This window comes from Cupriavidus basilensis OR16 (assembly GCF_000243095.1).
GTDB lineage: Bacteria > Pseudomonadota > Gammaproteobacteria > Burkholderiales > Burkholderiaceae > Cupriavidus > Cupriavidus basilensis_D.
This window is the reverse complement of record NZ_AHJE01000026.1, coordinates 1-21,265: the sequence shown is the minus strand read 5'-3', so window position 1 is coordinate 21,265 and position 21,265 is coordinate 1. Positions and strand designations below refer to the sequence as shown.

Annotated in this window: 14 protein-coding genes; 7 read left to right on the top strand and 7 right to left on the bottom strand. The window is 65.0% G+C overall.

The window, feature by feature from the left end:
- Positions 1-10 precede the first annotated feature (10 nt).
- The 7 genes from OR16_RS10695 (at position 11) to OR16_RS10665 (ending at position 14,849) form a co-directional block, all read left to right on the top strand.
- Positions 11-1,606, top strand: a complete 1,596-nt coding sequence (locus OR16_RS10695) for a multicopper oxidase domain-containing protein (protein WP_006157985.1) — start codon at positions 11-13, stop codon at positions 1,604-1,606.
- Positions 1,607-1,623: 17 nt separating this feature from the next.
- The gene (locus tag OR16_RS10690) at positions 1,624-10,143 is read left to right on the top strand and encodes a choice-of-anchor Q domain-containing protein (protein WP_006157984.1); all 8,520 of its coding nucleotides are present in this window, start codon (positions 1,624-1,626) and stop codon (positions 10,141-10,143) included.
- A 126-nt stretch (positions 10,144-10,269) separates the two neighbouring features.
- Positions 10,270-10,797 (top strand): hypothetical protein, encoded by a 528-nt coding sequence (locus OR16_RS10685; protein WP_100227865.1) that lies wholly within the window; start codon positions 10,270-10,272, stop codon positions 10,795-10,797.
- Between the two features lie 46 nt (positions 10,798-10,843).
- Positions 10,844-11,629 (top strand): hypothetical protein, encoded by a 786-nt coding sequence (locus OR16_RS10680; RefSeq protein WP_006157982.1) that lies wholly within the window; start codon positions 10,844-10,846, stop codon positions 11,627-11,629.
- An 11-nt stretch (positions 11,630-11,640) separates the two neighbouring features.
- On the top strand, positions 11,641-12,489 hold the full coding sequence (locus OR16_RS10675) for a hypothetical protein (RefSeq protein WP_050982935.1): 849 nt from the start codon (positions 11,641-11,643) through the stop codon (positions 12,487-12,489).
- Positions 12,490-12,551: 62 nt separating this feature from the next.
- A complete protein-coding gene (locus tag OR16_RS10670) occupies positions 12,552-14,126 on the top strand; it encodes a c-type cytochrome (RefSeq protein WP_006157980.1) in 1,575 nt (524 codons plus the stop codon).
- 93 nt (positions 14,127-14,219) lie between these two features.
- Complete coding sequence (locus OR16_RS10665) at positions 14,220-14,849, top strand: SCO family protein (protein WP_006157979.1); 630 nt, start codon at positions 14,220-14,222, stop codon at positions 14,847-14,849.
- 38 nt (positions 14,850-14,887) lie between these two features.
- Here OR16_RS10665 and OR16_RS10660 read toward each other — a convergent pair whose 3' ends face one another.
- From OR16_RS10660 to OR16_RS10630, 7 genes are all read right to left on the bottom strand, one after another.
- Positions 14,888-15,430, bottom strand: a complete 543-nt coding sequence (locus OR16_RS10660) for a GAF domain-containing protein (protein WP_006157978.1) — start codon at positions 15,428-15,430, stop codon at positions 14,888-14,890.
- A 4-nt stretch (positions 15,431-15,434) separates the two neighbouring features.
- Positions 15,435-16,415 carry a Bug family tripartite tricarboxylate transporter substrate binding protein gene (locus OR16_RS10655; protein WP_006157977.1) on the bottom strand — a complete coding sequence of 327 codons (981 nt, stop codon included), beginning with the start codon at positions 16,413-16,415 and terminating at the stop codon, positions 15,435-15,437.
- A 92-nt stretch (positions 16,416-16,507) separates the two neighbouring features.
- Positions 16,508-18,337, bottom strand: a complete 1,830-nt coding sequence (locus tag OR16_RS10650) for a gamma-glutamyltransferase family protein (protein WP_006157976.1) — start codon at positions 18,335-18,337, stop codon at positions 16,508-16,510.
- Between the two features lie 206 nt (positions 18,338-18,543).
- The gene (locus OR16_RS10645) at positions 18,544-19,041 is read right to left on the bottom strand and encodes a hypothetical protein (RefSeq protein WP_006157975.1); all 498 of its coding nucleotides are present in this window, start codon (positions 19,039-19,041) and stop codon (positions 18,544-18,546) included.
- A 61-nt stretch (positions 19,042-19,102) separates the two neighbouring features.
- Entirely contained in the window at positions 19,103-19,342 is a 240-nt protein-coding gene (locus OR16_RS10640; protein ID WP_006157974.1) for a hypothetical protein, read from the bottom strand.
- A 139-nt stretch (positions 19,343-19,481) separates the two neighbouring features.
- A complete protein-coding gene (locus tag OR16_RS10635; RefSeq protein WP_006157973.1) occupies positions 19,482-20,732 on the bottom strand; it encodes a CaiB/BaiF CoA transferase family protein in 1,251 nt (416 codons plus the stop codon).
- Positions 20,729-21,265, bottom strand: a 537-nt coding sequence (locus OR16_RS10630; protein ID WP_006157972.1) for an enoyl-CoA hydratase/isomerase family protein, incomplete at its 5' end; no start/stop codon positions are given. The genes OR16_RS10630 and OR16_RS10635, both read right to left, overlap by 4 nt.

The window sequence follows — 21,265 nt, the reverse complement described above, 5'->3', positions numbered from 1 at the left end:
GAGAAGCGCCGTGGGCCACACTACCAGCCATACGTGGATCGCGACTTTCGCGCGGCTCGTCTCCGTCATCTTTGCCGCGCTGCTCTGCATGCCGGCACACGCCGCCGCGCCAGGTATCACGGGGACGAGCTTCGATCTGACCGCAGAGGCGGCCCGTATCAGCCAGCCCGATGGATCGAGCGTCTACTCCTGGGGCTACGGCTGCCGTGCCGGCGGCACTGCGCCGGCCGGCTTTTCCCCTGCGGCCATCCCCGGTGCGGCCTGTCCGAACATGCAGATACCCGGGCCGACGCTGATCGTCAGGAAAGGCGACACCGTGACGGTGACGCTCAGGAACAACCTGCCGGCGGCCGCCGGCAATACCTCGATTCTCTTCCCCGGGTTTCAGGTCACCACGTCAAACGGCGTGCCGGGCCTGCTCACCAGGGAAGCCGCGCACGGCGGGTCGGTCACCTATAGCTTCGTCGCAACGACCGAGGGCACCCATGGTTACTACAGCGGTACGCAGGGCGACCTGCAGATAGAGATGGGACTGTATGGCGCCATCATTGTCTTGCCGACCACCATACCTGCTGGCTGCCGTGCCGTCGGCAGCACGCTGCCGGACGGGCAGACTGACTTCCGCAACGCGGCGGCAGCCTACACCAATAGCGCGGCGTGCTACGACCGCGAGTACCTGTTCCAGTTCTCCGAGATGGATCCCCGCATCCATTCCCAGGCGGAGCAGCAGGTCGGGACACCGGCCGGGAAGGCGTGCACACGGCCCAACGGCTGCATGACGGTCGAGACCGAGCCCTACCATCCGGCTTATTTCATGATCAATGGCCGCTCCATGCCCGATGACATGGATCCGAATTATGCCGTGCAGTATCCGCACCAGCCGTACAACGGCAATCCGCATATGCATCCCGGTGAGCTCGTGCTGCTGAGAATCATCGGTACCGGCCGCTGGCAGCATCCGTTCCATGAGCACGGCAATCATGTGCGGGTGCTGGCGCGCGACGGGAATCTGATACTCAGCCAGACCGACAATGTCTCGCCTGCCGGGCCGCTGTTGTTCACCACGACGACCACGCCTGGTCTGGCGATGGATGGCATCTTCTACTGGACGGGCAGAGGCCTCAACTGGGACGTGTATGGCCATGTCGATGGCGGCCTGTACACCGACCAGGCGTTCCCTGCATACCTCGGCAAGCCGGTGGTCTGCACCCCGGACGCAAACGGTTACTACACGGCAGACCCGATGGCGCCGAACTACTACGAGTGGTGCCAGGACCATAACAAAGCCCTCGAGACCCATCCGTTCGGCCAGGTCGGCAGTGGCGGTCCTGTCACGCTACCCGATGCGAACATCCTGACGAACGGTACCTGGTATGGCGGCAGTCCTTACCTGGGGCCCGATGCGACGACCCGCGCTGTTGGGCCTACGGGCACTACGCCGCCCTCGGGCACGATCGCGAATCCTCCGACGAGCGAGGCAGGGTTCGCCTTCATGTGGCACTCGCACAATGAGCGTGAGATCACCACGAACAATATCTTCCCGGGCGGGATGATGATGATGATGCTTGTCGATCCACAAGCCTTCACGATCAACGAAGCCAATTAGAGGTCAGGGGAAACGCGATGAGATCCAATCAGTTCAAGGCGAGCCTCTTCGACTTGGTCAAGACAGGCCTCGCTGCATCGATTCTATTGATGGCGAGCTGCGCGTCGTTCGCGCAGAGTGTCAACCTGACCGCGAGCGCGACAAGTACCACGCTGCCCGACGGACAAGTTGTGCCGATGTGGGGCTACACCTGCACCGGCGCCACTGCGCCCGCCGCTTGCAAGGGCTTGAATCCGAATGCCGGGACGAGCTGGACGCCCGTGGTGATTACCGTCGCTCCTGGCAATCTGACGATCAACCTTACCAATCATCTGCCGGTGCCTCCGGGCGCCACCTCGGGAATTCCCACGTCGCTGGTGATCGTGGGTCAGTTGGGCGGCGGTCTGGGCGTGGCGCGAACAGCCATGCCCAGCCCGAACCATGCGGTCCAGGCCGTGACCTGGCCGATCGCCGGGGATAGCAATGGCGCCACCTTTAGTCCGCCCAGTCAGGGGTCCCGTGTCCAGTCCTTTTCAACCGAAGTGGCCACGGCCACAGGCGCAAGCCCAACGGCGCTGACATGGAGCAATCTCAAGCCCGGTACTTACCTGATCGAATCGGGAACCCATCCGTCCATCCAGGGTCCGATGGGTCTTTATGGCGTGCTGGTGGTCACCACCGCTCCCGTAGTGCCCGCGCTGGGCACCGCCTATCCGGGCGTCACCTACAATGCGGACGTTCCACTGCTGCTCAGTGAAATCGATGCCACGCAAAATGCCGCCGTGGCTACGGCTGTGTCGACCGCGAATTTCAGCGAAACCTCTTCCCGCGTCCTCAGGGACTCTGTCAGTTCCATCGCGGTGGCGCTCGACTCCGCCGGCAACCCCATCGCGGGTACCGGCTACAAGATTGGCGATCTCGTCGCGTTCTCCGGTGGCGGCGCTTCGGTAGCGGCGACAGCGCATGTCGCAAGCGTGGATGGCGCTGGCGCTATCACCGGTATCACGGTTGACAGTGCCGGTGCGGGCTACTACGCCGTTCCCGCCGTCACGGTAACGAGTGCCACTGGCACCGGGGCACAGATCATTGCGGCTTTGACCTTGACTGGCGTGATTTGCAGCGACGGCGCAGCCGCGTGCTATCCGCCTGCTGTCAACTACGATCCGCGCTACTACCTTGTCAATGGCCTCGCTTTCGACAGGACCAAGACCGCCAGTTCGCTGTTCTCGACGAACCCTGCCAACGCCACCGGCAGTGTCCTGGTGCGCTTTGTCAACGCTGGTCTGCGCATGCACGTACCGTCCATCGTAGGCTCGCTGACCACCGACAACAGTTCGGGTACGCCCAAGGTGGTTTCGGGGCTGTCGCTGGTAGCGGAGGACGGCAATCTTCTCCCGGGGAACCGGCGAGTGCAGAATGAAGTATTCCTGGCTGCAGGCAAGACATATGACGTACTGATCAATGCCCCCGTCGCTGTCGCTCCGGCGACCGCGCCCACGGCCCTGGCGGTGTTTGATCGCCAGTTGAGCCTATCCACCAACAATCAGCGCGACGGCGGCATGATGGCATACATCGGTGCCAATGGCGCCACACTGCCCTCCAGCGGGGTGACTGCGAAGGCCAACCCCGACTCCTACTTCCTCCTGGTTTCCGGCGGTAGCCTGACGGTGGCGGACCCCGCCAAGGGCGTGGTCGCCAACGACGTGGGCGTCTACGGCGTCAAGTTGCTGACAGCCCCCACGGGCGGCACGGTCACCTTGAATGCGGATGGTACGTTTACCTACGTGCCCAATGCCGGCACCACGTCCGACAGCTTCACGTACGAGGCGAACGGAAACGCCGCGCTGACGGCGAAGGTGACGCTGGCCGCCTGTACCGGTGGTTGCAAGGGGGGCGCGCCCACAGCCGGCGGCGACAGCTTCACCAGCAGCATCGCATCGCGGTTGCAGATCGGCGCGCCCGGCGTGCTGGCGAACGATAGCGATCCTTCACAGCTTCCGTTGACTGCCGCGCTGGTCGCCGGCAGCGCCACGGGCGGCACGGTCACGCTGAACGCGGACGGGTCGTTCACGGCAATACCCACGACTCCGCCGGGCCCGGCAACGACGGCTAGCGTGACCTTCAAGTACAAGGCGGTGAATTCGCAGAAGACGCCGAGCAATGCTGCCACGGTGACGGTGACGTTCAAGGGCGGCAGTGGCCTTGTCGTGAATGTATTTGACGCGCCGAGCGTGCGGCCGGGGGCAACGCCGGTCAAGATCACCGACTACCGCTGGATCATCGAGGAAGACCGCACCTTCCAGATCGACCCCGCATGCCAGGTGAACTCCGCCACACGGCCGGCCAATTGCCCGCCGCTGCCGGTGCCGAGCCTGGGGACCAGCTTCCATGTCAGCTATATGCCCGTCATTGCCGCGGGCTGTGTTGGCCAGGTTGCCTGCGAGGCGGGGCAGACAGTCTTTGACCTAGCGAGCAATTCACACGTGCCAGCCGTGTGCGATGTTGGCAATGGCGTCTGTCGTACGGACTCCGCGCAGCAGGCCCCGGTCGACCCGAGCCAGGTAGCGCTCGACCCGGCCAAGCGCTACTACATTTCGATCTTGCCTGGCGATGCCGGCAACACCTTCTCCGCTGGCGCAGGGGCGCCCCAGCCGGTCGATCCGTCCCAGCCCATGGGAGCGCAAAGGCCTTTTAGTATTGCCAAGGACTGCCTGTCCGGCCCGGGCGGCGCGGATTTTGCCCCCGGGACGGGAACCTGCGGGCATGGCATGGGCGGTGCGCCAATCGCACCGTCGCAGAAGACCGTCAATATACCGCTGCAACAAACGCCGCTTGCGACAGCCAAGGTCTCGGTGTTTGTGTTCGAGGATGACGCACCGCTCAACGGCGAAGTCGACGTCAGCGGCGGCACCGACACCTTTGGGACATCCCGGGAACCGGGGCTGGGCGGCTTCGAGATCAAGCTCTTCGACGACGCCGGCGGCACAGGCGATGCCACCGGGCAAATGACCTATGACATGTTCAACATGCCCCTGTCCAACTCTTTGCAAGGGATGATCGATCCTGTCACGCACCTGTATGCGTGCCCGATCTCGCCGACGGAGAAGTCGGCGAAAGACGGACTGGTCGGCATGATTCCCACCTGTCCGAAATATGAGTCTGACGGCAAGACACTTTCCCCGCTGGTCGGCCAGGCCATCATTGCCAACCTGATGCCCGGTAGATATGGCGTGGTCGCAACGCCGGCAGCCGACAGAATTGCCAAGGGAGAGGAGTGGCTGCAGACGAATACGCTCGACGGCCAGAAGGGTCATGACGCCTTCATCAAGGTAGGTGGCCCCTCATACTTCCAGGAGTTCGGGCCGGCCGGCTTCCATGTCTCGGTCGGCTTCGCGAACGCGAAGATCATCAATGATCGCAGGACCAATGCCGCGAAGTCCGGCCTGTGCGACCGTACGGGAGCCTCGTGCGCCAATGCGGTCAACGGCAGAATCACCAACCTGCACTACAGCCGCCCGCCCAATCAGCATCTTTACGGCAGCGGTTCGCGTGACTCCCTGGCTTTCACGCAGTGCTATGTGAGTCTGGGGGATCCGGACGGCGAGGATATCGCCTTCACCAAGTGCAACGACAAAGGCGAGTTCAGCTTTTCCGGTATTCCCGATGGCACATTCAGGCTTACGGTCTTCGATCAATGGAACGACCAGATCGTCGATGGTCTTGCCACGGCGGTACGGCTTGGACCTAACGCGAGGAGCGTCAACGTCGGGGATCTTGCGGTACTGCAATGGCACACGAATCTCTATACCAGATCATTCATCGATCTGAACCGTGACGGCGTCTCGCAGGACGGCGAGCCCGGCCTCACGCTGGTGCCGACCAATATCCGCTTCCGCGATGGCAGCTATTCCAATTTCAACAATACCGACCTCAACGGCTACGCCGCGTTCAACGAGATATTCCCGCTGTTCAACTGGTATGTGGTGGAAGCCGATACGACCCGGTTCAAACAGACGGGCGTGCACGTGGTCTATGACGCTGGCGGTCCGCCGGATGGCACGCCTGGTGGCGGAAAGTCGAACATTGCGGCGAATTTTGCCAACACAACGGAATCCGCGACGGCACATCTGCCAGACAAGCTACGGGTCCCCGGCGCGGTGTACTGCGACAACGCTGATTGCACTGGCTATTCGATCCTGCACCCCGGCCACAGTGCCCCCAACCCGTCGACCGGCCGGATCGATCCGCCGTCGGTGACCACCCTTGGCTGGCAAGGCTTCTCCGGCCAGAGCTCGTTCATCGAGTTTGGCAAGACGCCGTTCGCCGATAATGAGAATGGTGGCATCAAGGGTGAGGTGATCTATGCCTCCACGCGGCCGTTTGACGACCCCGCGCTGCTGATCCACACCAGCTGGACGCCCAACGTGCCGAACGTGACTGTCAACCTGTACCAGCAGGGCACTGCCCGGGATGGAACGCCCAGCCTGACCCTGGTGGATACCACCACGACCAGCAGCTGGGACGATTGGGCGCAGGGCTTCCGCAGCGACGGCGTGCCCAATATGAACTGCCCGGGCCAGGAAACCACGGACCCGTACTTCTTTACGTTGCAGAACAGCACCCAGTGGCTCGATCCGCAGCATCGGTCCTTGCCGGCAAGTTCCCAGTTCAAGTGCTATGACGGCATGCACATGTTCAATCAGCTTCAGCCCGCGCCCTACGATGGGATGTATCAATTCCCCAGCGTGAAAAGCAGGAATCCGCAAACCGGCAGGCCGATGGGTACCAATTGCAGCGTCTGTGTGCCGAATCCCGCGGAGGCCGGAACGCCCATGCTGCCCGCCGGCAAGTATGTCGTCGAAGTGGTCGTGCCCCCGGGCTATGAACTGGTGAAGGAGGAAGACAAGAACATCCTCATTGGGGACAACTACATCGCGCCGGTGACCCAGCAGTTCGGTGGCCTGGGCAGCATCTTCATCCTGCCCGACCAGGCGGCCGTGAATGCCACCTACAACCCGAACAATCCGCAGAACCCGACCACAAATCTGGGATCCACGCCCAGGCATGAGGGCGACACGGGGAGCGTCGAGACCTTCTGGCCCTGCGTCGGTGCGCTGCGCATCGTTCCCGACTATATCAGCCTGTTCCCCGGCTCGCAGGAAGTGGCGCCGTTCGCGGGTGCGTCGCGGCATCTGTGCGACCGCAAGGAGGTCACGCTTACCGATCAGATGACTGTGCTGGCGAAGTTCTGGGTATTCAGCTCCACCCACGTCGCCGCGCACTTCACCGGCTTCATGCTGGACGACTTCTCTTCGGAATTCGACCCGTATTCGCCGCAATTCGGCGAGAAGTTCGCCGTGCCCAACGTGCCGGTGTCGATGAAGGATTTCGGCGGCAACGAAGTGGCCCGCGTGTACTCCGACCAGTGGGGTATCTTCAATGGCCTGAACTATTCGACCTGGGAAGTCAATCCGCCGAATCCGACCGGCTATGCGCCGACCATGATGGTCGCGTGCATGAACGACCCGGATATGCCGGATCCAGCGCATCCCGGGCAGACCATCAGGGATCCCATGTACAACCCCGCGTACAGCCAGTTCTGCTACGAGATTCCATTCATGCCGGGACAGACCCAGTACATGGACACGCCGGTGGTGCCGGTGCAGGCCTTCGCGGATGGCTATAACCAGCCTGACTGCGCGTACCCGGATGCCACGCCGGCGATCTTGAAGGTGGTCGGCGATGCCCGCAACGGCGGTGCCGGTCCCTGGGTCAGCACTGCAGGCAACAGCTTGACCATCACTGCCCTGGGCGATCAACAGGTGAGCAACCACGCCTACAGTGGGCCGGGGGCGAGCAAGGCGCCGTACAATCAGAAGTTCATCACGCGCCACTATGGTTTCGGCAACTGGTGTACCAGCGCCGGCGGCACCTGCACGGTACCGTCGAGCGTGACCATCGGTGGCGTGCCTGCGCAGATCACGGCGTGGACCGACCAGTCGATCACGGTCACTGTGCCTACGCTGTCGTCGGACCACGGTGAACTGGTGATCACTGCGGGCAATGGCAAGAAGTCCGTCGACACTGTCACTGTCAGCATTGGCGGGAAAGACCCGACCTACGTCGCCGGCGAAAACGCCACTGGCAACGCCATCCAGACGGCGATCGACAAGGCCATCCCCGGCGACCTGATCATCGTCGGCCCGGGTGTCTACCAGGAGATGCTGCTGATGTGGAAGCCGGTCCGGCTGCAGGGCGTTGGCGCTGCCTCGGTGACGGTCAACGCGAACACGCACCCGTCCGGCAAGATGGACCCGTGGCGGGCGCAGGTCAGCTGCCTGTTTGGCGTGTCGCGCAACGGTGGGGTGATCTCGCCGACCAATCCGTTCGACCCGACCAATACCTATGCCTGCCCAACGGGCGCGGCGACCGATCCGCTGGCCATGCAGCGGCGGATCGACCCGATTCCGTTCGAGCCCACCGTCGGCTGGGACAACACGCTCAACGGCAACCTGGGCGAGCTTCTGATCGAGCCCACGCTGATGGGCGCGTACGAAGGCGCGGTCATTACGGTTCTGGCGAAGGGCGTGCAAGACGTCAACGGACAGCCCGACCCCAACTGTGCCGCGAATGGCATCTGCACGCCGTTGACGGCAAGTGCCACGGATTGCGCGAACAATCCCAGCAACTTCCTCTGCAACCCGTCGCGCATCGATGGCATCACCTTCACCAACAGCTCGCAAGGTGGCGGTGGCATCTTCCTGCACGGCTGGAACCACAATATGGAAATCTCCAATAACCGAGTCTTCGGCAATGCCGGCACGCTCACCGGCGGCATCACGATCGGCCAGGTCGAGGTTCCGGACGGGACCATCGGTGCGGACGGCGTGACGCAGATTCCGTTCGGCTTCAACACCAATGTGAACGTGCATCACAACGCGGTCACCTCCAACGCATCCTATGGCGACGAAATCAATTCGACCACGCCGTCGGCGGCCGGTGGCGTGACCTTCTGCTCGGGAGCGGACAATTACCACTTCAACTACAACTGGGTGTGCGGCAATATGAGTAGTGGTGACGGTGGCGGCGTGGCGCACTTCGGCTTCAGCTATAACGGCGACATCTCGCACAACCTGGTGCTCTTCAACCAGAGCAACAACCCGACGCTACCTACCTACGGGGGCGGCATCATCGCCCAGGGCGTGCCGCCGGATGGCACCTTCTGCGAGAACCAGACCACCGACGTCGATTGCGCGCCGCAGCTATCCGACGGCGTAGGCCCGGGCCTCACGATCGACGGCAATCTCCTTGTCGGCAATACGGCCGAGAGCGGTAAAGGCGGTGGGCTGCGGCTGCAGGGCATCAACGGCACCGATGTACAGCGCAGTCCCAATGATGCGTCGAAGTGGTACCGGGTTTCCGTCACCAACAACATCATTGCGAACAACGTCGCGGGATGGGCAGGGGGCGGCGTGTCGATCCAGGACGCGGTGGGAGTCAACTTCATCAACAACACCATCGTTTCCAACGACGCGACGGCGTCGGCAGGCGTACTCTTCAACACGTCCGCGGCCGCTCAGTCCAACGTACCTCCGCCGACGAACTGCACCACGGTGGGCGCGGAAACGACTTGCGATCCGATCACAACGTCGACCTACCAGCCGGCTGGTCTCGAGACGGCGCGGCACACGCCCAACTTCATCGCGGCGTTCAGCAATGCAGGGGTCACCTGCCCGGGAGGAACCTCTGCCTGCGCGACGTTCTCGAACCCGACGATGGCCAACAATCTGTTCTGGCAGAACCGTTCGTTCTACATCACGGTGGGCGGCCTCAATCCGTCGATCCCCGGCTTGCAGAACGTGGTGACGTTGAATCCGACGCTGAACCAGGCCGGGAAGACGACGGGCTATTGCGATCCCAAGGCCATCTACTGGGACATCGGCGCTTTTGGCGACTCCGGACCGAGCAAGCACGAGTCGGGCCTCACGCTCAACCCGCAATTCTCGATCCTGACCGACGCCGCCGACTACCAGGGGGCAAGCAACCTGGGTTCCAACCCCGCCGTTGTCAGCCAATACTGCAATGGCTCACGGGTGCCGCCGGAAGGTGGAGGGATCGGATTCGCTGTACCGCCCGGTATCTCGGATGCAGTCTTGCCCAACCCGCTCTTCGGCCTGATGCCGACGGCGACGCCGGATGAAGGCAATCAGTGGATCAATATGTCCTACGGACCGCTCTCCCTGTTCAATGCCAGCATCTCGTCTGGCAGCCCGGGCTACGGTGTGCCGCTTGGCAACTACGCGATTACATCGGGTTCGCCGGCAATCAATACCGCGACCGACGCGGGTGCGCCGAATCACGACTTCTTCGGTACCGTCCGGCCGCAAGGCGGGAAGTTCGATATCGGCGCGGTCGAGTTCGTGACAGGCACCGGACTCAGCGCCGTCCTGACGCCCGCCCTGACGCCGGTGGTGGCGCCCGTCCTGGCGCCACTTACACAGGGATTCGGCAGCGTTGGACAGGGCGCTGCGGGGCCGGTACGCAGGCGTCGGCCTTGACGGGAGTGGCAACGCGTTAGGAAAAGAGGGAGCAGCGCGAGCTTGAAGGGGGAGGGCGCGGCCTTTGCCGCCCCCTCCGGGGTCGAAAAGCCAGAAACCGGTGGCCGCCAGGGGGGACGTAAGGACATGTCCAGCCATGCGAGGAAATTGATGACGATCGCGATGTTGCTCGCCGGTGGCGTCTGGGCGGGTACGGCCCTGGCGGACTCGGCCTTCCCGCAGGAAGCGCCTTCGGCGGCGCCGGCACGTGCGCCTTCGCCGTCCGCCAGGACCTCGCCCTCGCCCTATACGCCGGTGAAGCTGCCAAAGCACGCTAAGGCCTACTACGATCTCTACGGCGGTGTCGAGGATCTGCACGTGCGCCGGACCGCGTCGGGCAACCTGATCCGCTTCAGCTACCGCGTGACCGACCCGTGGATCGCCAAGGTCCTGAGCGACAAGAATGCGACGCCCTACCTGTTCGGGCGAAGGAGCCAGGCGCTTCTGCAAATACCGGTCATGGACAAGATCGGCCAGCTTCGTCAGTCGGGTCCGCTGGCGGTTGGCCAGGAATACTGGATGGTGTTTTCCAACAAAGGCAACCTGATCAAAACCGGGGACCGCGTCAACGTGATGATCGGTTTCTTTCATATCGACGGCCTGGTGGTTGAATGAACGCGCGCGGGCGCGATCTTTGAGGCATGGATTGGGGGGTGTGCTCATGAACCGAATTCTCTTCCTGGCATTGGGCCTGGTGTCCCTGGCGGGGTCCGCCGGCGCGGCGACGGAAAGCGCACCAGGGAGCCGGCTGACGGCGGCCCAGGTCGCCGACCGGAACGTGGCGGCACGCGGCGGGCTTGAGGCCTGGCGGGCGGTAAGCAGCCTGACCATGTCGGGCCAGATCGATGTTGGCGGCAAAAAGGACTTGATGGTGCCGTTCGTGGCCACCATGAAGCGGCCGCACAAGAGCCGCTTCGAGCTTCGCTTCCAGGACCAGACCGCCCTGCAGGTGTACGACGGGGCGCAAGGGTGGAAGGTCAGGCCCTTCCTGGGGCGCGATGAGGTCGAGCCGTACAGCGCAACCGAGGCCAAGATAGCCGCGCAAGCCGCGGAGCTGGATGGCCCGCTGGTCGACTACGCCAGGAAAGGCACCAAGGTCGAACTCCAGGGGATGGAGTCGGTGGAGGGGCACCAGGCCTACAAGCTCAAGCTGACGATGAAAGACCGCGTGGAGCGGCACTTGTGGGTGGACGCGTCGAGCTTTCTCGAACTGAAGATGGAGGGCGAACCGCGCAAGCTGGACGGCAGGATGCATAACGTTGCCATCTACTACCGGGATTACAAGGTGGAAGGCGGGCTGAAGGTGCCCCATGTCTTCGAGACCGCTGTCGTAGGCGTCAAGAAAACCCACAGGATGACCGTCGACCATGTGGCGATGAACCAGCCGGTGGACGATGCATTGTTTGCGAAGCCGCAGCTGGCGTCGGCCAGGTTACCCGGCAAGTAAGGGGAGCGGCTATGACGATAAGTTCGATAGGACCGACAAGACGGATCGCCCTTGGGGTTCTCGCCGCTTGTGTCTCGCTGGCGGCGCTGGCGGCGCAGGCATCGGCATCGCCCGATCTGAGCGTGGCCCAGATCGTGGAGAAGAACGCCGCCGCGCGCGGAGGGCTTGAGGCCTGGCGCAAGATCCAGACCATGGTCTGGGTCGGGCACGTGGAGAGCGCGAATGCGCCTGCACGTTTCTTGCTGGCGATGAAGCGTCCCAACAAGACGCGCTTCGAGATCACCGCGCTCAATCAGATGGCCGTGCGTGTCTTTGACGGCAGCCATGGCTGGAAGCTGCACCCGACCCAGGGCGGCAAGCCGAACCTGCAGCCCTATTCGCTGGAAGAGGTGAAGTTCGCGCATGACGAGCAGGTGATCGACGGGCCGCTCATGGACTACGAGGCCAAGGGTATCGCCGTGACGCTCGATGGCGTCGATGAAGTCGAAGGGCATAAGGCATACCGCCTCGGCATCCGGCTACCCTCGGGCGGGAGCCGCCACCTGTGGATCGACGCGAAGACATTCCTGGAGCTCAAGTACGACCGCGAATCCCGCAACGTCCTCGGCCAACTGCATACCGTCACCGTGTTCTATCGTGACTACAGGGCAATCGACGGGCTCCAGATACCGTGCATGATCGAGAGCGGCGTTGCAACGGCCCAGGCAACGGACAAGCTCGTGATCGACGAAGTCTCGTTCAACCCCTCGCTGGGCGACTGGATGTTCGCCAAGCCCGGCACGCCGAGACAGGACAAGGCGGTTTCGATCGACGCCCAGGCGCGGTCAAGGTTGGGCGATATGGTCCGCCCGGCGCCATAGCGATGAGCCGGGGACCATCTGCCCTGCGGGCGCTCGTAGCGTGCTTCGCCGCCGCCGCACTGATGGGGTTTGGCGGCCAGGCCTGCGGCGCCTCGACAACGGATGCCGGCGAAGCGATTTTCCAGCGCGGCGAGCTGCCTTCGGGCGCGCCGCTCAATGCGGTGCGCGAGGGCGGCATGCGCATGCAGGGGGCCGCCGCGGCCTGCGTCAACTGCCATCGGCGTAGCGGCCTCGGTGCCAAAGAGGGCTTTGGCACCGTACCGCCGATCACCGGGCGGTATCTCTTTCACCCACGCGCCAAGAGCCTCGAGGACGTCGACCTGCCCTATGTCGAGGGCATGCGGGCCGATCGTGATCCGTATACCGATGACACCATTGCCAGGGCCATCCGCGAAGGCCTCGACTCGGAAGGTAGGCCCCTAAGCTACCTGATGCCGCAGTTCGCGCTGAACGATGCCGACATGGCCGCACTGATCGCATACCTGAAGCGGATGGACCAACGCAAGCTGCCTGGGGTCACGGACACGGTACTCCACTTCGCTACCATCATCACGCCCGATGCGGATCCCGTGAAGCGCCGCGGCATGCTGGATGTGCTGGACCACTACTTCGCCGACAAGAACACCTTTCCGCTCGGACCGACCCCCGCGCTACGCACATCGCGCAAGATGATGTTCATGGTCAATCGCCGCTGGCAACTGCATGTCTGGGAGCTGACCGGCCCGGAGACGACCTGGCTGGATCAACTCAAGCGGCATCTGGCGGCGGAGCCTGTCCTTGCCGTGGTGTCCGGGCTCGGTGGCAGGAACTGGGCGCCGGTCCACGCATTCTGCGAGCAGGAATCAGTGCCATGCCTGTTTCCGAACATCGAGGTGCCAGTCAACAGCAATACCGATTTCTATTCCCTGTATTTCTCCAGCGGCGTGCTGCTGGAAGCGGACCTGATCGCGAAGAAGATCCTGGATGCGGGCAGTGGCAAGGTGGCGAAGTCAGTGCACCAGTTCTATCGTGCCGGCGACAGCGGGGAACCGGCGGCCAAGGCGCTCGCCATCAAGCTGAAGGGGCACGGTATCGCGGTATCCAGCCACGTTCTCGCCAACGGCGAGAGCATGGCTCAAGCGCTGCGCGGCGCATCGGGCGCGGACGCACTCATGCTGTGGCTGCGCCCGGGCGACATCGCCGCGCTTGGCGGCGTGCCGCCGCCGCGCGCCGACGTGTTCATGTCAGGCCTGATGGGCGGCCTCGAGCGCACGCCGTTGCCTGCGGGCTGGCGCGGCGTGACTCGTCTCGCCTATCCCGTCGACCTGCCGGAGCGCCGGCGCGTGCGCGTCGACTATGCGCTGGGCTGGTTTGCGATCCGGCATATTCCGGTCGTCGCCGAGCAGACGCAGGCGGATACCTTCCTTGCCTGTGGCCTGCTGGCGGAGACGCTGAGCCACATGGTCGATGCCTTTGCGCGCGACTATCTGGTGGAGCGCCTCGACGACATGATCGAGCGCCGGATCATCACTGGCTACTATCCACGCCTGACGCTCGGGCCAGGTCAGCGCTTCGCCTCAAAAGGGGGTTACGTCGTCCGCTTCGCCGAGCCTGAGCGCACACGGCTGGCTGCCGACGGGGAGTGGACGGTGCCGTAGGCAAGCATCCAGATGAAGGCCCACCCGGAGGGAAGTACGGATTGTCCAGGTTCGCTTGCGACAGCGTGTCGATGATTGCTGAAGGAGGTTTCCATGAGAACGTTCAAAGAACGATGGGGCAGGGCACTGGTATCGGCCCTGGTGGCCGGGAGCACGATCGCGGCGGTGATGCCGCTTGCCAGGGCGCACGACGACGCCGACCCGCATGCGCATCACCACATGATGCGGGACACGCACACATCGACCGCAGCGTACTCGCTACCTTCCGTGACGCTGGTACGGGACGATGGCCGTACCGTCTCCCTGAAGGATGAACTGGACGATGGCCGCCCGGTGGTCCTGACGTTCATCTATACCACTTGCACATCCGTTTGCCCGGTGATCAGTCAGACGCTCTCGCAATTGCAGGGCGAGCTCGGCCCGAATCGGGACAAGGTGCACATGGTGTCGATCTCGATCGACCCGGAGCAGGACACGCCGTCGCGCCTGCGGGAATACGCGACGAAGTTCGGTGCGGGTCCCGAATGGCAGCACTACACCGGCGCGGTTGCCGCGAGCGTCGCCACGCAGCGCGCGTTCAACGTCTATCACGAGGACAAGATGAACCACCGTCCCGTGGTTTTCCTGCGGGCGGCGCCTGGTGACTCCTGGCTGCGGATCGATGGCTTTGCTACCGCCGACGAGCTGTTCCTTGCGTACCAGAAGCTGGTCACAGCTAACTGAGCCGCCTGGCCGCAATGGCGGGTGCCCGGGGTCCGGTCTCAGCGGTCCCCCGCCACCACCCGGCTCGCCGCCATCACCGCCGGCACCACCATCTGCGCGAGCAGCCGCAACACGGCAACCTCGCTCTGCGCCCACGCGCTACGTGCCGCAAGAAAGTTGAAGGTGCCCACGCATCGTCCGCCCTCGCAGACCGGTACATTCACCACCGCCGAGAGCGCAAGCCCGCGTATCGTCGAAATATCGTCGAACACGGCTTCAAGCGCAGCGTCCCCCTCGCCCACGAAGACCTCGCCCTGATGCAGCACCCAGCGTGTCCACGGCGTGTCGGCCTTGAACTTGCGGCCGCCCAACGGGTAGGCGGCGGTGTTCGAGGACCATAGCCGCACCACTTCCGAGCTGGCACGCCGGTAGGCGTTGATGGTGAGCAGCCCCGGGCCTAGCAGCGCGGCGGTGGCGCTGCCGATCGCATCGAAGGCGATGGTGGGCCTGCCTGCGCGCGCCAGCGTGTCGCATAGCGAAGCCAGCAGCGGCACGGGCAAGCTCACGGCGCCGGGCACGGCATCATTCACGATGTCGGTCATGGCTTCACTCCCCCTTGATGCCCAGGTCCCGAATCAGCTTGCCATAGCGGTCCGCGTCGCGGTGCAGGATAGCGGCGAACTGCTGGGGCGTGGAGGTCGCGGTTTCCACGCCGATGGCGTTCATCTTTTCCTTCACGTCCGGCAGCGACATGATGCGGTTGATTTCCAGGTTCAGGCGCGTCACCAGCGCCGGCGGCATGCCGACCGGGCCGAAGGCGCCGTACCACACGGACAGCTCGTAGCCGGGTACGGTCTCGGCCACGGTAGGCACGTTGGGCAGCAGCGGCGAACGCTTGGCTTCGGTCACCGCAAGCAGGCGCAGCTTGTTGGCTCTGACGTGCGGCAGGGTCTGCGTGCCGGCGGAGAACAGCAACTGCGTCTGCCCGGCGACCGTGTCGACCACGGCGGGCGCGCCACCTTTATAGGGCACGTGCAGCATCTGCACGCCGGCCATCTTCTCGAACAGCACGGCGCTCAGGTGGTTGGTGGAACCGGGGCCGGCGCTGGCATAGGCCAGCTTGCCGGGGTTGGCGCGTGCGTAGGCGATCAGCTCCTTGACGTTGTGCGCGGGCACCGAGGGGTTGACCACCATGGTGTTGGTCACATAGGCCAGCAAGCCCAGCGGGGTGAAGTCTTCCACGCCGCGGAAGGGCATGTTGGGCATCAGCGCCGGGTTCATCGCGTGCGTGCTCATGGAGCCGACCAGCAGGGTGTAGCCGTCGGGCCGGGCGCGCGCCACCATGGCGGAGCCGATATTGCCGGATGCGCCGGGCTTGTTGTCGACGATCACCGGCTGGCCGAGCGAGCGGGTCAGGTGCTCGGACAGCACGCGGGCCAGGATGTCGGTGGAGCCGCCGGCGGCCCACGGCACGATCAGCGTGATCGGCTTTTGCGGGAAGGGATCGGCGGCGCCGGCGCCCGAGGCGGCGGCAACCAGCGAGAACGTGGCAAGGCCCAGCAAGCAGCGCTTCAAAACGGCTTTCATCTCTTTCCTTCTCCGATTGCTATGCGAACCGCCCCGTGCGATGCGCTTTGATTCGATCCGGCGCGTCAACAGGCCAGCTGGCCCGCGAGCCCTCAGCGGCCCACCGCATATCCCTGCATGCCCCGCGCATTGGCGCCGGCGCGCAGCACCAGCCGCCCCTGCGCATCGCGCTCGCGCGTGCAGGCGGACATCCGTCCTTCCGACCAGGGCTCGCCCACCTTGACCTCAAAGCCGCGCGCGCGCAGCGCCGCGATGGTGTCCTCGGGCATCCGGGACTCCACGCTGAGCCGGTTGAGCACCACCGAGCGCGGCCAGAACGAGCCAGGGAAATGATCGATATGCCAGGCTGGCGCATCGATGGCTTCCTGCAGGTTCATGCCGTGCACGGCATGGCGCAGGAAGAAGGCGACGGACCATTGATCCTGCTGGTCGCCGCCGGGCGTGCCAAAGACCATATAGGGCTCGCCGTCGCGCAGCGCCAGCGAGGGCGACAACGTGGTGCACGGGCGCTTGCCCGGCGCCAGCGTGTTGGGCAGGCCTGGCTCCAGCCAGGTCATCTGCAAGCGGGTATTGAGCGCGAAGCCAAGCTCCGGAATCACCGGGCTGGATGACAGCCAGCCGCCCGACGGCGTGGCCGCGACCATGTTGCCGTCGCGGTCGATCACGTCAATGTGGCAGGTGTCGCCGACGAAGATCTCGCGTTCGGCCCATTGCGCCACCGGCGGCATGGCCGCGAAGGTGGGTTCGCCCACGCCGAAGCGCACATCGGCTTGGCGCAGCGTGCGCTCGGCCGCGCCGAGGTCAGGCAGGCGGGGCGCGCGGCCATCGACGGTGCCGGGCTGGATCTCGGGCGAGGCGCGTTCGCCGATCTGGCGCGCGCGTGCGGCGAGGTAGCCGGGATCGAGCAGGCCGGCCAGCGGCGCATCGCAAAAGTCGGGGTCGCCGTACCAAGCCAGGCGGTCGGCCATGGCCAGCTTGGCGCTTTCCGCAATGCGGTGCACGAACTCGGGCGAGGTGGGCGCGTGCGCGGCCAGATCCGCGTGGCGCAGCATGCCGAGTTGCTGCAGGAATGCCGGGCCCTGGCTCCAGATGCCGCACTTGGCCACCGTATAGCGGCCGAAATCCAGCGTGGCGGGCGCTTCCACGGTGGGCGCCCATTGCGCCATGTCCTCGAAGCGCAGCAGGCCTTTGTGGCGCTCGCCCGTGGTGTCGCGCACCGCCTGGGTGCGGCAGAAGCGATCGATTGCTTTGGCGACGAAGCCGCGGTACCAGCAATCCAGCGCGGCGTCGATTTGCCGCTCGCGCGTGCCGCCGGCGGCTTCGGCCGCCTCGACAATGCGTGTATAGGTGCGTGCCACGCCAGGCACCGTGTGCAGGCTGCCAGGGCGCGGCACGCGGCCATCGGGCAGCCAGACATCGGCCGAGCTGTGCCATTCGTTCTGGAACAGTTCGCGCACCGCCAGGATGGCTTGCGAGATACGCGGCACCAGCGGGAAGCCGTCGCGCGCATAGCCGATGGCGGGGGCCAGCACATCGGCCAGCGTCCAGGTGCCGTAGTCGCGCAGCATGGTCAGCCACGCGCCGAATGCGCCGGGCACCGTGGCGGGCAGCAGGCCGATGCCGGGCACCAGGTCCAGCCCCATGGCGCGCATCGCGGCCGGGTCGGCCAGCGCGGGCGCGGGGCCTTGCCCGCAGACGGAGCGCACCGCGCGTTCGCGCTCGCTCCACAGCAAGATGGGCACCTCGCCGCCCGGCCCGTTCAGGTGCGGCTCCACCACCTGCAGCACAAAGCCGCCGGCAACCGCCGCGTCGAACGCATTGCCGCCGCGCTCCAGCACGCTCATGGCGGTTTGCGAGGCCAGCCAGTGGGTGGACGAGGCCACGCCGAAGGTACCGACGATTTCCGGGCGGGTGGTGAACATGGAGACTCCGTGGCGGATCGGGCGGGGTGGCGAAGCACATCGATGCGCCACGCAAGCCGAAAGAAGTTGGTGCCTGGAAGTATAAGGTTGCCGGATAACCGTTTGCGGTCAAATAATTATCGTTGCATAAGAGGATGGTTATACATGGCAGGCGCCCATTCGCCGGCGGCGATCCGGCGGCGATCCGGGGCAGCGCAACCCGCAGGCTAACCCGCCACCAGCGCCACGAGCAGAAGCAGGACATTGACGGCTATCAAGCCGTACAACACCAGCATGGGCACCGGCGCGGTCCGGCACAGCGCGTACAGCTTGCGCAGGCGCCCGTCCCGTGCGCGCTTCAGCACGTAGGCCAGGCTCACGGCGAACGCGCCAAACCAGGCCAGGTTGCCAAAGGCGCTCCCGGGGCCGGAAGCGCTCTTGTCAGCGAGAGGCGCCGGCGCGGCGCGCAACGCGGTGTCGGGCGCCGTGGCGGTGGCGAGCATGGCCGGTTGCGCATCGCGTTGCGGGGCGACAGGCTGCATTGGCGCCTGCGGATTCTGTTTCGGCGGCATCGGCCTTGCCGCTTCGCCGCGTCGTGGGCTGTCGCGCGCCGCCAGCTTCTCCGGAAGCTCGGGATGCTTGCTGGCGCGATTGGCGTCCCGGGCTGGCGGGCGTCGCGCTTCATGCTGCTGCCATTGCGCGAACACGCCGTCGAGGCAGCGCACGGAGTCGCAAGCGTCCCGTTTCCTGCGCCAGGCCAGGATATCCGCCTGGCGGATCGCGCCGCTACGCCTGGCGGATCGCGCCGCTACGCAGCTGCCGTTGCTGATCGGCGTAGATACGCTCGTAGTTCAGCGAGAGCAGGGTGTAGTCGCAGATGAGCCGCGCCGCGTGCGGGCGGTTGTCCGCTCGGGCCGGGCGCGTGCGGTATGTTGTTTTGCACACGATGTCAGACGCCTCCGCACCACGGATGGCAAAGAGGCTCATTGCCAGGAGGACGGCCAGGTGGCCTGTGACCCTGTTCATCGCGACTTCATGGAAGTGATGATTTAGGCGCTGAGGCCCGGGCTGGATCCAGCTGGCATTGTGCTACAAGGTCGAGTCCGCAGTACGCGCGCTAACGCACGTACTTGGCGGCCCTTGAGGCTCTCGATTCAGCCGTGTGTCAGGCGCGCCGTGCGGGCGTGAAGATGACCTGGTTTGCCGTCAGGTCCTCGATTTCTCCGGTGGCGAATCCAAACTCGCGCAATACCTCGCCCGAATGCTCGCCTAGCCGTGGCGCTGCCCGTGATGCCGGCTCGCTGCGCCCGCTCAGCGTCACCGGCAGGCCGAGGCCCCTCGTCACGCCGCCGTCCGGGTGCTGGACGTCAATGACCATGCCGGCGCTGCGGGTCTGTTCATGCTCCAGCGCCTGCCCGATATCGTTGACCGGCCCCGCCGGCACGCCGGCCTCGTGGAAGAGCCGCACCCACTGCGCAACGCCGCTGCGCTTGAGCTCCGACGTGATCAGCCCGGCAAGGACTTCGCGATGCGCAAGACGATTGGCGCCGGTCATGAAGCGCGCATCGTCGATCCATTCCGGATGGCCCAGCAACTGGGCGATCCGCTCCCAGTTGCTCTGGTTGGCGCCACCAATGGCGATCGCGCCGTCCGCGCATTCGAAGGTCTGGTACGGGGCAATCAGCGGATGCGCGGTGCCGGCCGGCCTGGCGACCACGCCGTTGGCAAAATAGGCCGCCGCGAACCAGTAGGTCTGCTGCACGGCAGCCTGCAGCAACGAGGTATCCACGCGCTGGCCTTCGCCGGTCTTGAGCCGGTGGATATAGGCGGCCAGGATGCCGAACGCGGCCAGGATGCCGGCATTGATATCGGCGACCGAATTGCCCGGCTTCACTGGCGTGCGGCCCGGCTCGCCGGTGACGCTGACAAGGCCGGCAAAGGCCTGCAGGATCAGGTCGAAGCCGCCCTTGTCGGCCAGCGGCCCCTTGCGGCCGTAGCCGGTGATCGAGCAGTAGATCAGCGCGGGATTATGCTGCGCGAGTGCTTCGTAGCCAAGCCCCAGCCGCTCCATGGTGCCGAGCCGGAAGTTCTCGGTCAGCACGTCGGATTGCGCGACCAGGCGCTTGAGCACGTCCTTGCCCGCCACGGTGCGGACATCCAGCGCGAGCGAGCGCTTGCCGCGGTTGAGCATCAGGAAGGACGGTGCGAGGTCGCTGTCGCCCGGACGGCGATAGCCTCGCGCATCATCGCCGGCGGGAAACTTCTCGATCTTGATCACGTCCGCGCCAAGGTCGGCGAGCATCAGCCCGCAGGTGGGGCCGGCCATGATCTGGGACAGCTCGAGCACGCGAACGCCAGCCAGCGGCAGGTGGCTGGCGGGCATGTCGTGCGAAGCGGTGAAGGCCGTCATGTTCATTCCCCGGTGAACACTGGCGCACGCTTCTCGGCGAACGCCGCCAGCGCTTCCTTGATATCGCGGGAGTTCAGGCTGGCCCGGTGCAGGTTGTCCGCCTGGGCGTGGTCGTACTCATCGCGCGCGGTGCAATTGAGCACTTGCTTCATGCTCTCCACTACCCGTGGCGCCTGTTTCCCGAGCGCGTCGACCAACGCCTCGACGCGCGCATCGAGCGCATCTGCAGGCACGGCCTCGTCCAGATAGCCGATCCGCACCATCTCGGCAGCCTCGATGGTGGCACCCGTCAGGAACAGGCGCTTGGCCGGCCCCAGGCCCAGCCGCGATACCCAGCGCCGGATGCCGTGGCCGTAGTAGTGCAGGCCGAGCCGGGCCGCGGGCATGAACATGCGAGCCGAATCCACGCCGATGCGGAAGTCGCACGACAGCGCCAGGTCCGTGGCGCCGCCATAGACCGGGCCGTTGAGGCGGGCAATGGTGATGAAGCGCGCGTTTTCCAGCTCGTCGGTCATCGCCTCGAATGCGCCTTGCTCGCG

Excerpts from the sequence above, each read along its gene's own strand:
- OR16_RS10690 (WP_006157984.1), top strand. The coding sequence starts at position 1,624 with ATGAGATCCAATCAGTTCAAGGCGAGCCTCTTCGACTTGGTCAAGACA.
- OR16_RS10685 (WP_100227865.1), top strand. The coding sequence starts at position 10,270 with ATGTCCAGCCATGCGAGGAAATTGATGACGATCGCGATGTTGCTCGCC.
- OR16_RS10680 (WP_006157982.1), top strand. The coding sequence starts at position 10,844 with ATGAACCGAATTCTCTTCCTGGCATTGGGCCTGGTGTCCCTGGCGGGG.
- OR16_RS10675 (WP_050982935.1), top strand. The coding sequence starts at position 11,641 with ATGACGATAAGTTCGATAGGACCGACAAGACGGATCGCCCTTGGGGTT.
- OR16_RS10670 (WP_006157980.1), top strand. The coding sequence starts at position 12,552 with ATGGGGTTTGGCGGCCAGGCCTGCGGCGCCTCGACAACGGATGCCGGC.
- OR16_RS10665 (WP_006157979.1), top strand. The coding sequence starts at position 14,220 with ATGAGAACGTTCAAAGAACGATGGGGCAGGGCACTGGTATCGGCCCTG.
- OR16_RS10660 (WP_006157978.1), bottom strand. The coding sequence starts at position 15,430 with ATGACCGACATCGTGAATGATGCCGTGCCCGGCGCCGTGAGCTTGCCC.
- OR16_RS10655 (WP_006157977.1), bottom strand. The coding sequence starts at position 16,415 with ATGAAAGCCGTTTTGAAGCGCTGCTTGCTGGGCCTTGCCACGTTCTCG.
- OR16_RS10650 (WP_006157976.1), bottom strand. The coding sequence starts at position 18,337 with ATGTTCACCACCCGCCCGGAAATCGTCGGTACCTTCGGCGTGGCCTCG.
- OR16_RS10640 (WP_006157974.1), bottom strand. The coding sequence starts at position 19,342 with ATGAACAGGGTCACAGGCCACCTGGCCGTCCTCCTGGCAATGAGCCTC.
- OR16_RS10635 (WP_006157973.1), bottom strand. The coding sequence starts at position 20,732 with ATGAACATGACGGCCTTCACCGCTTCGCACGACATGCCCGCCAGCCAC.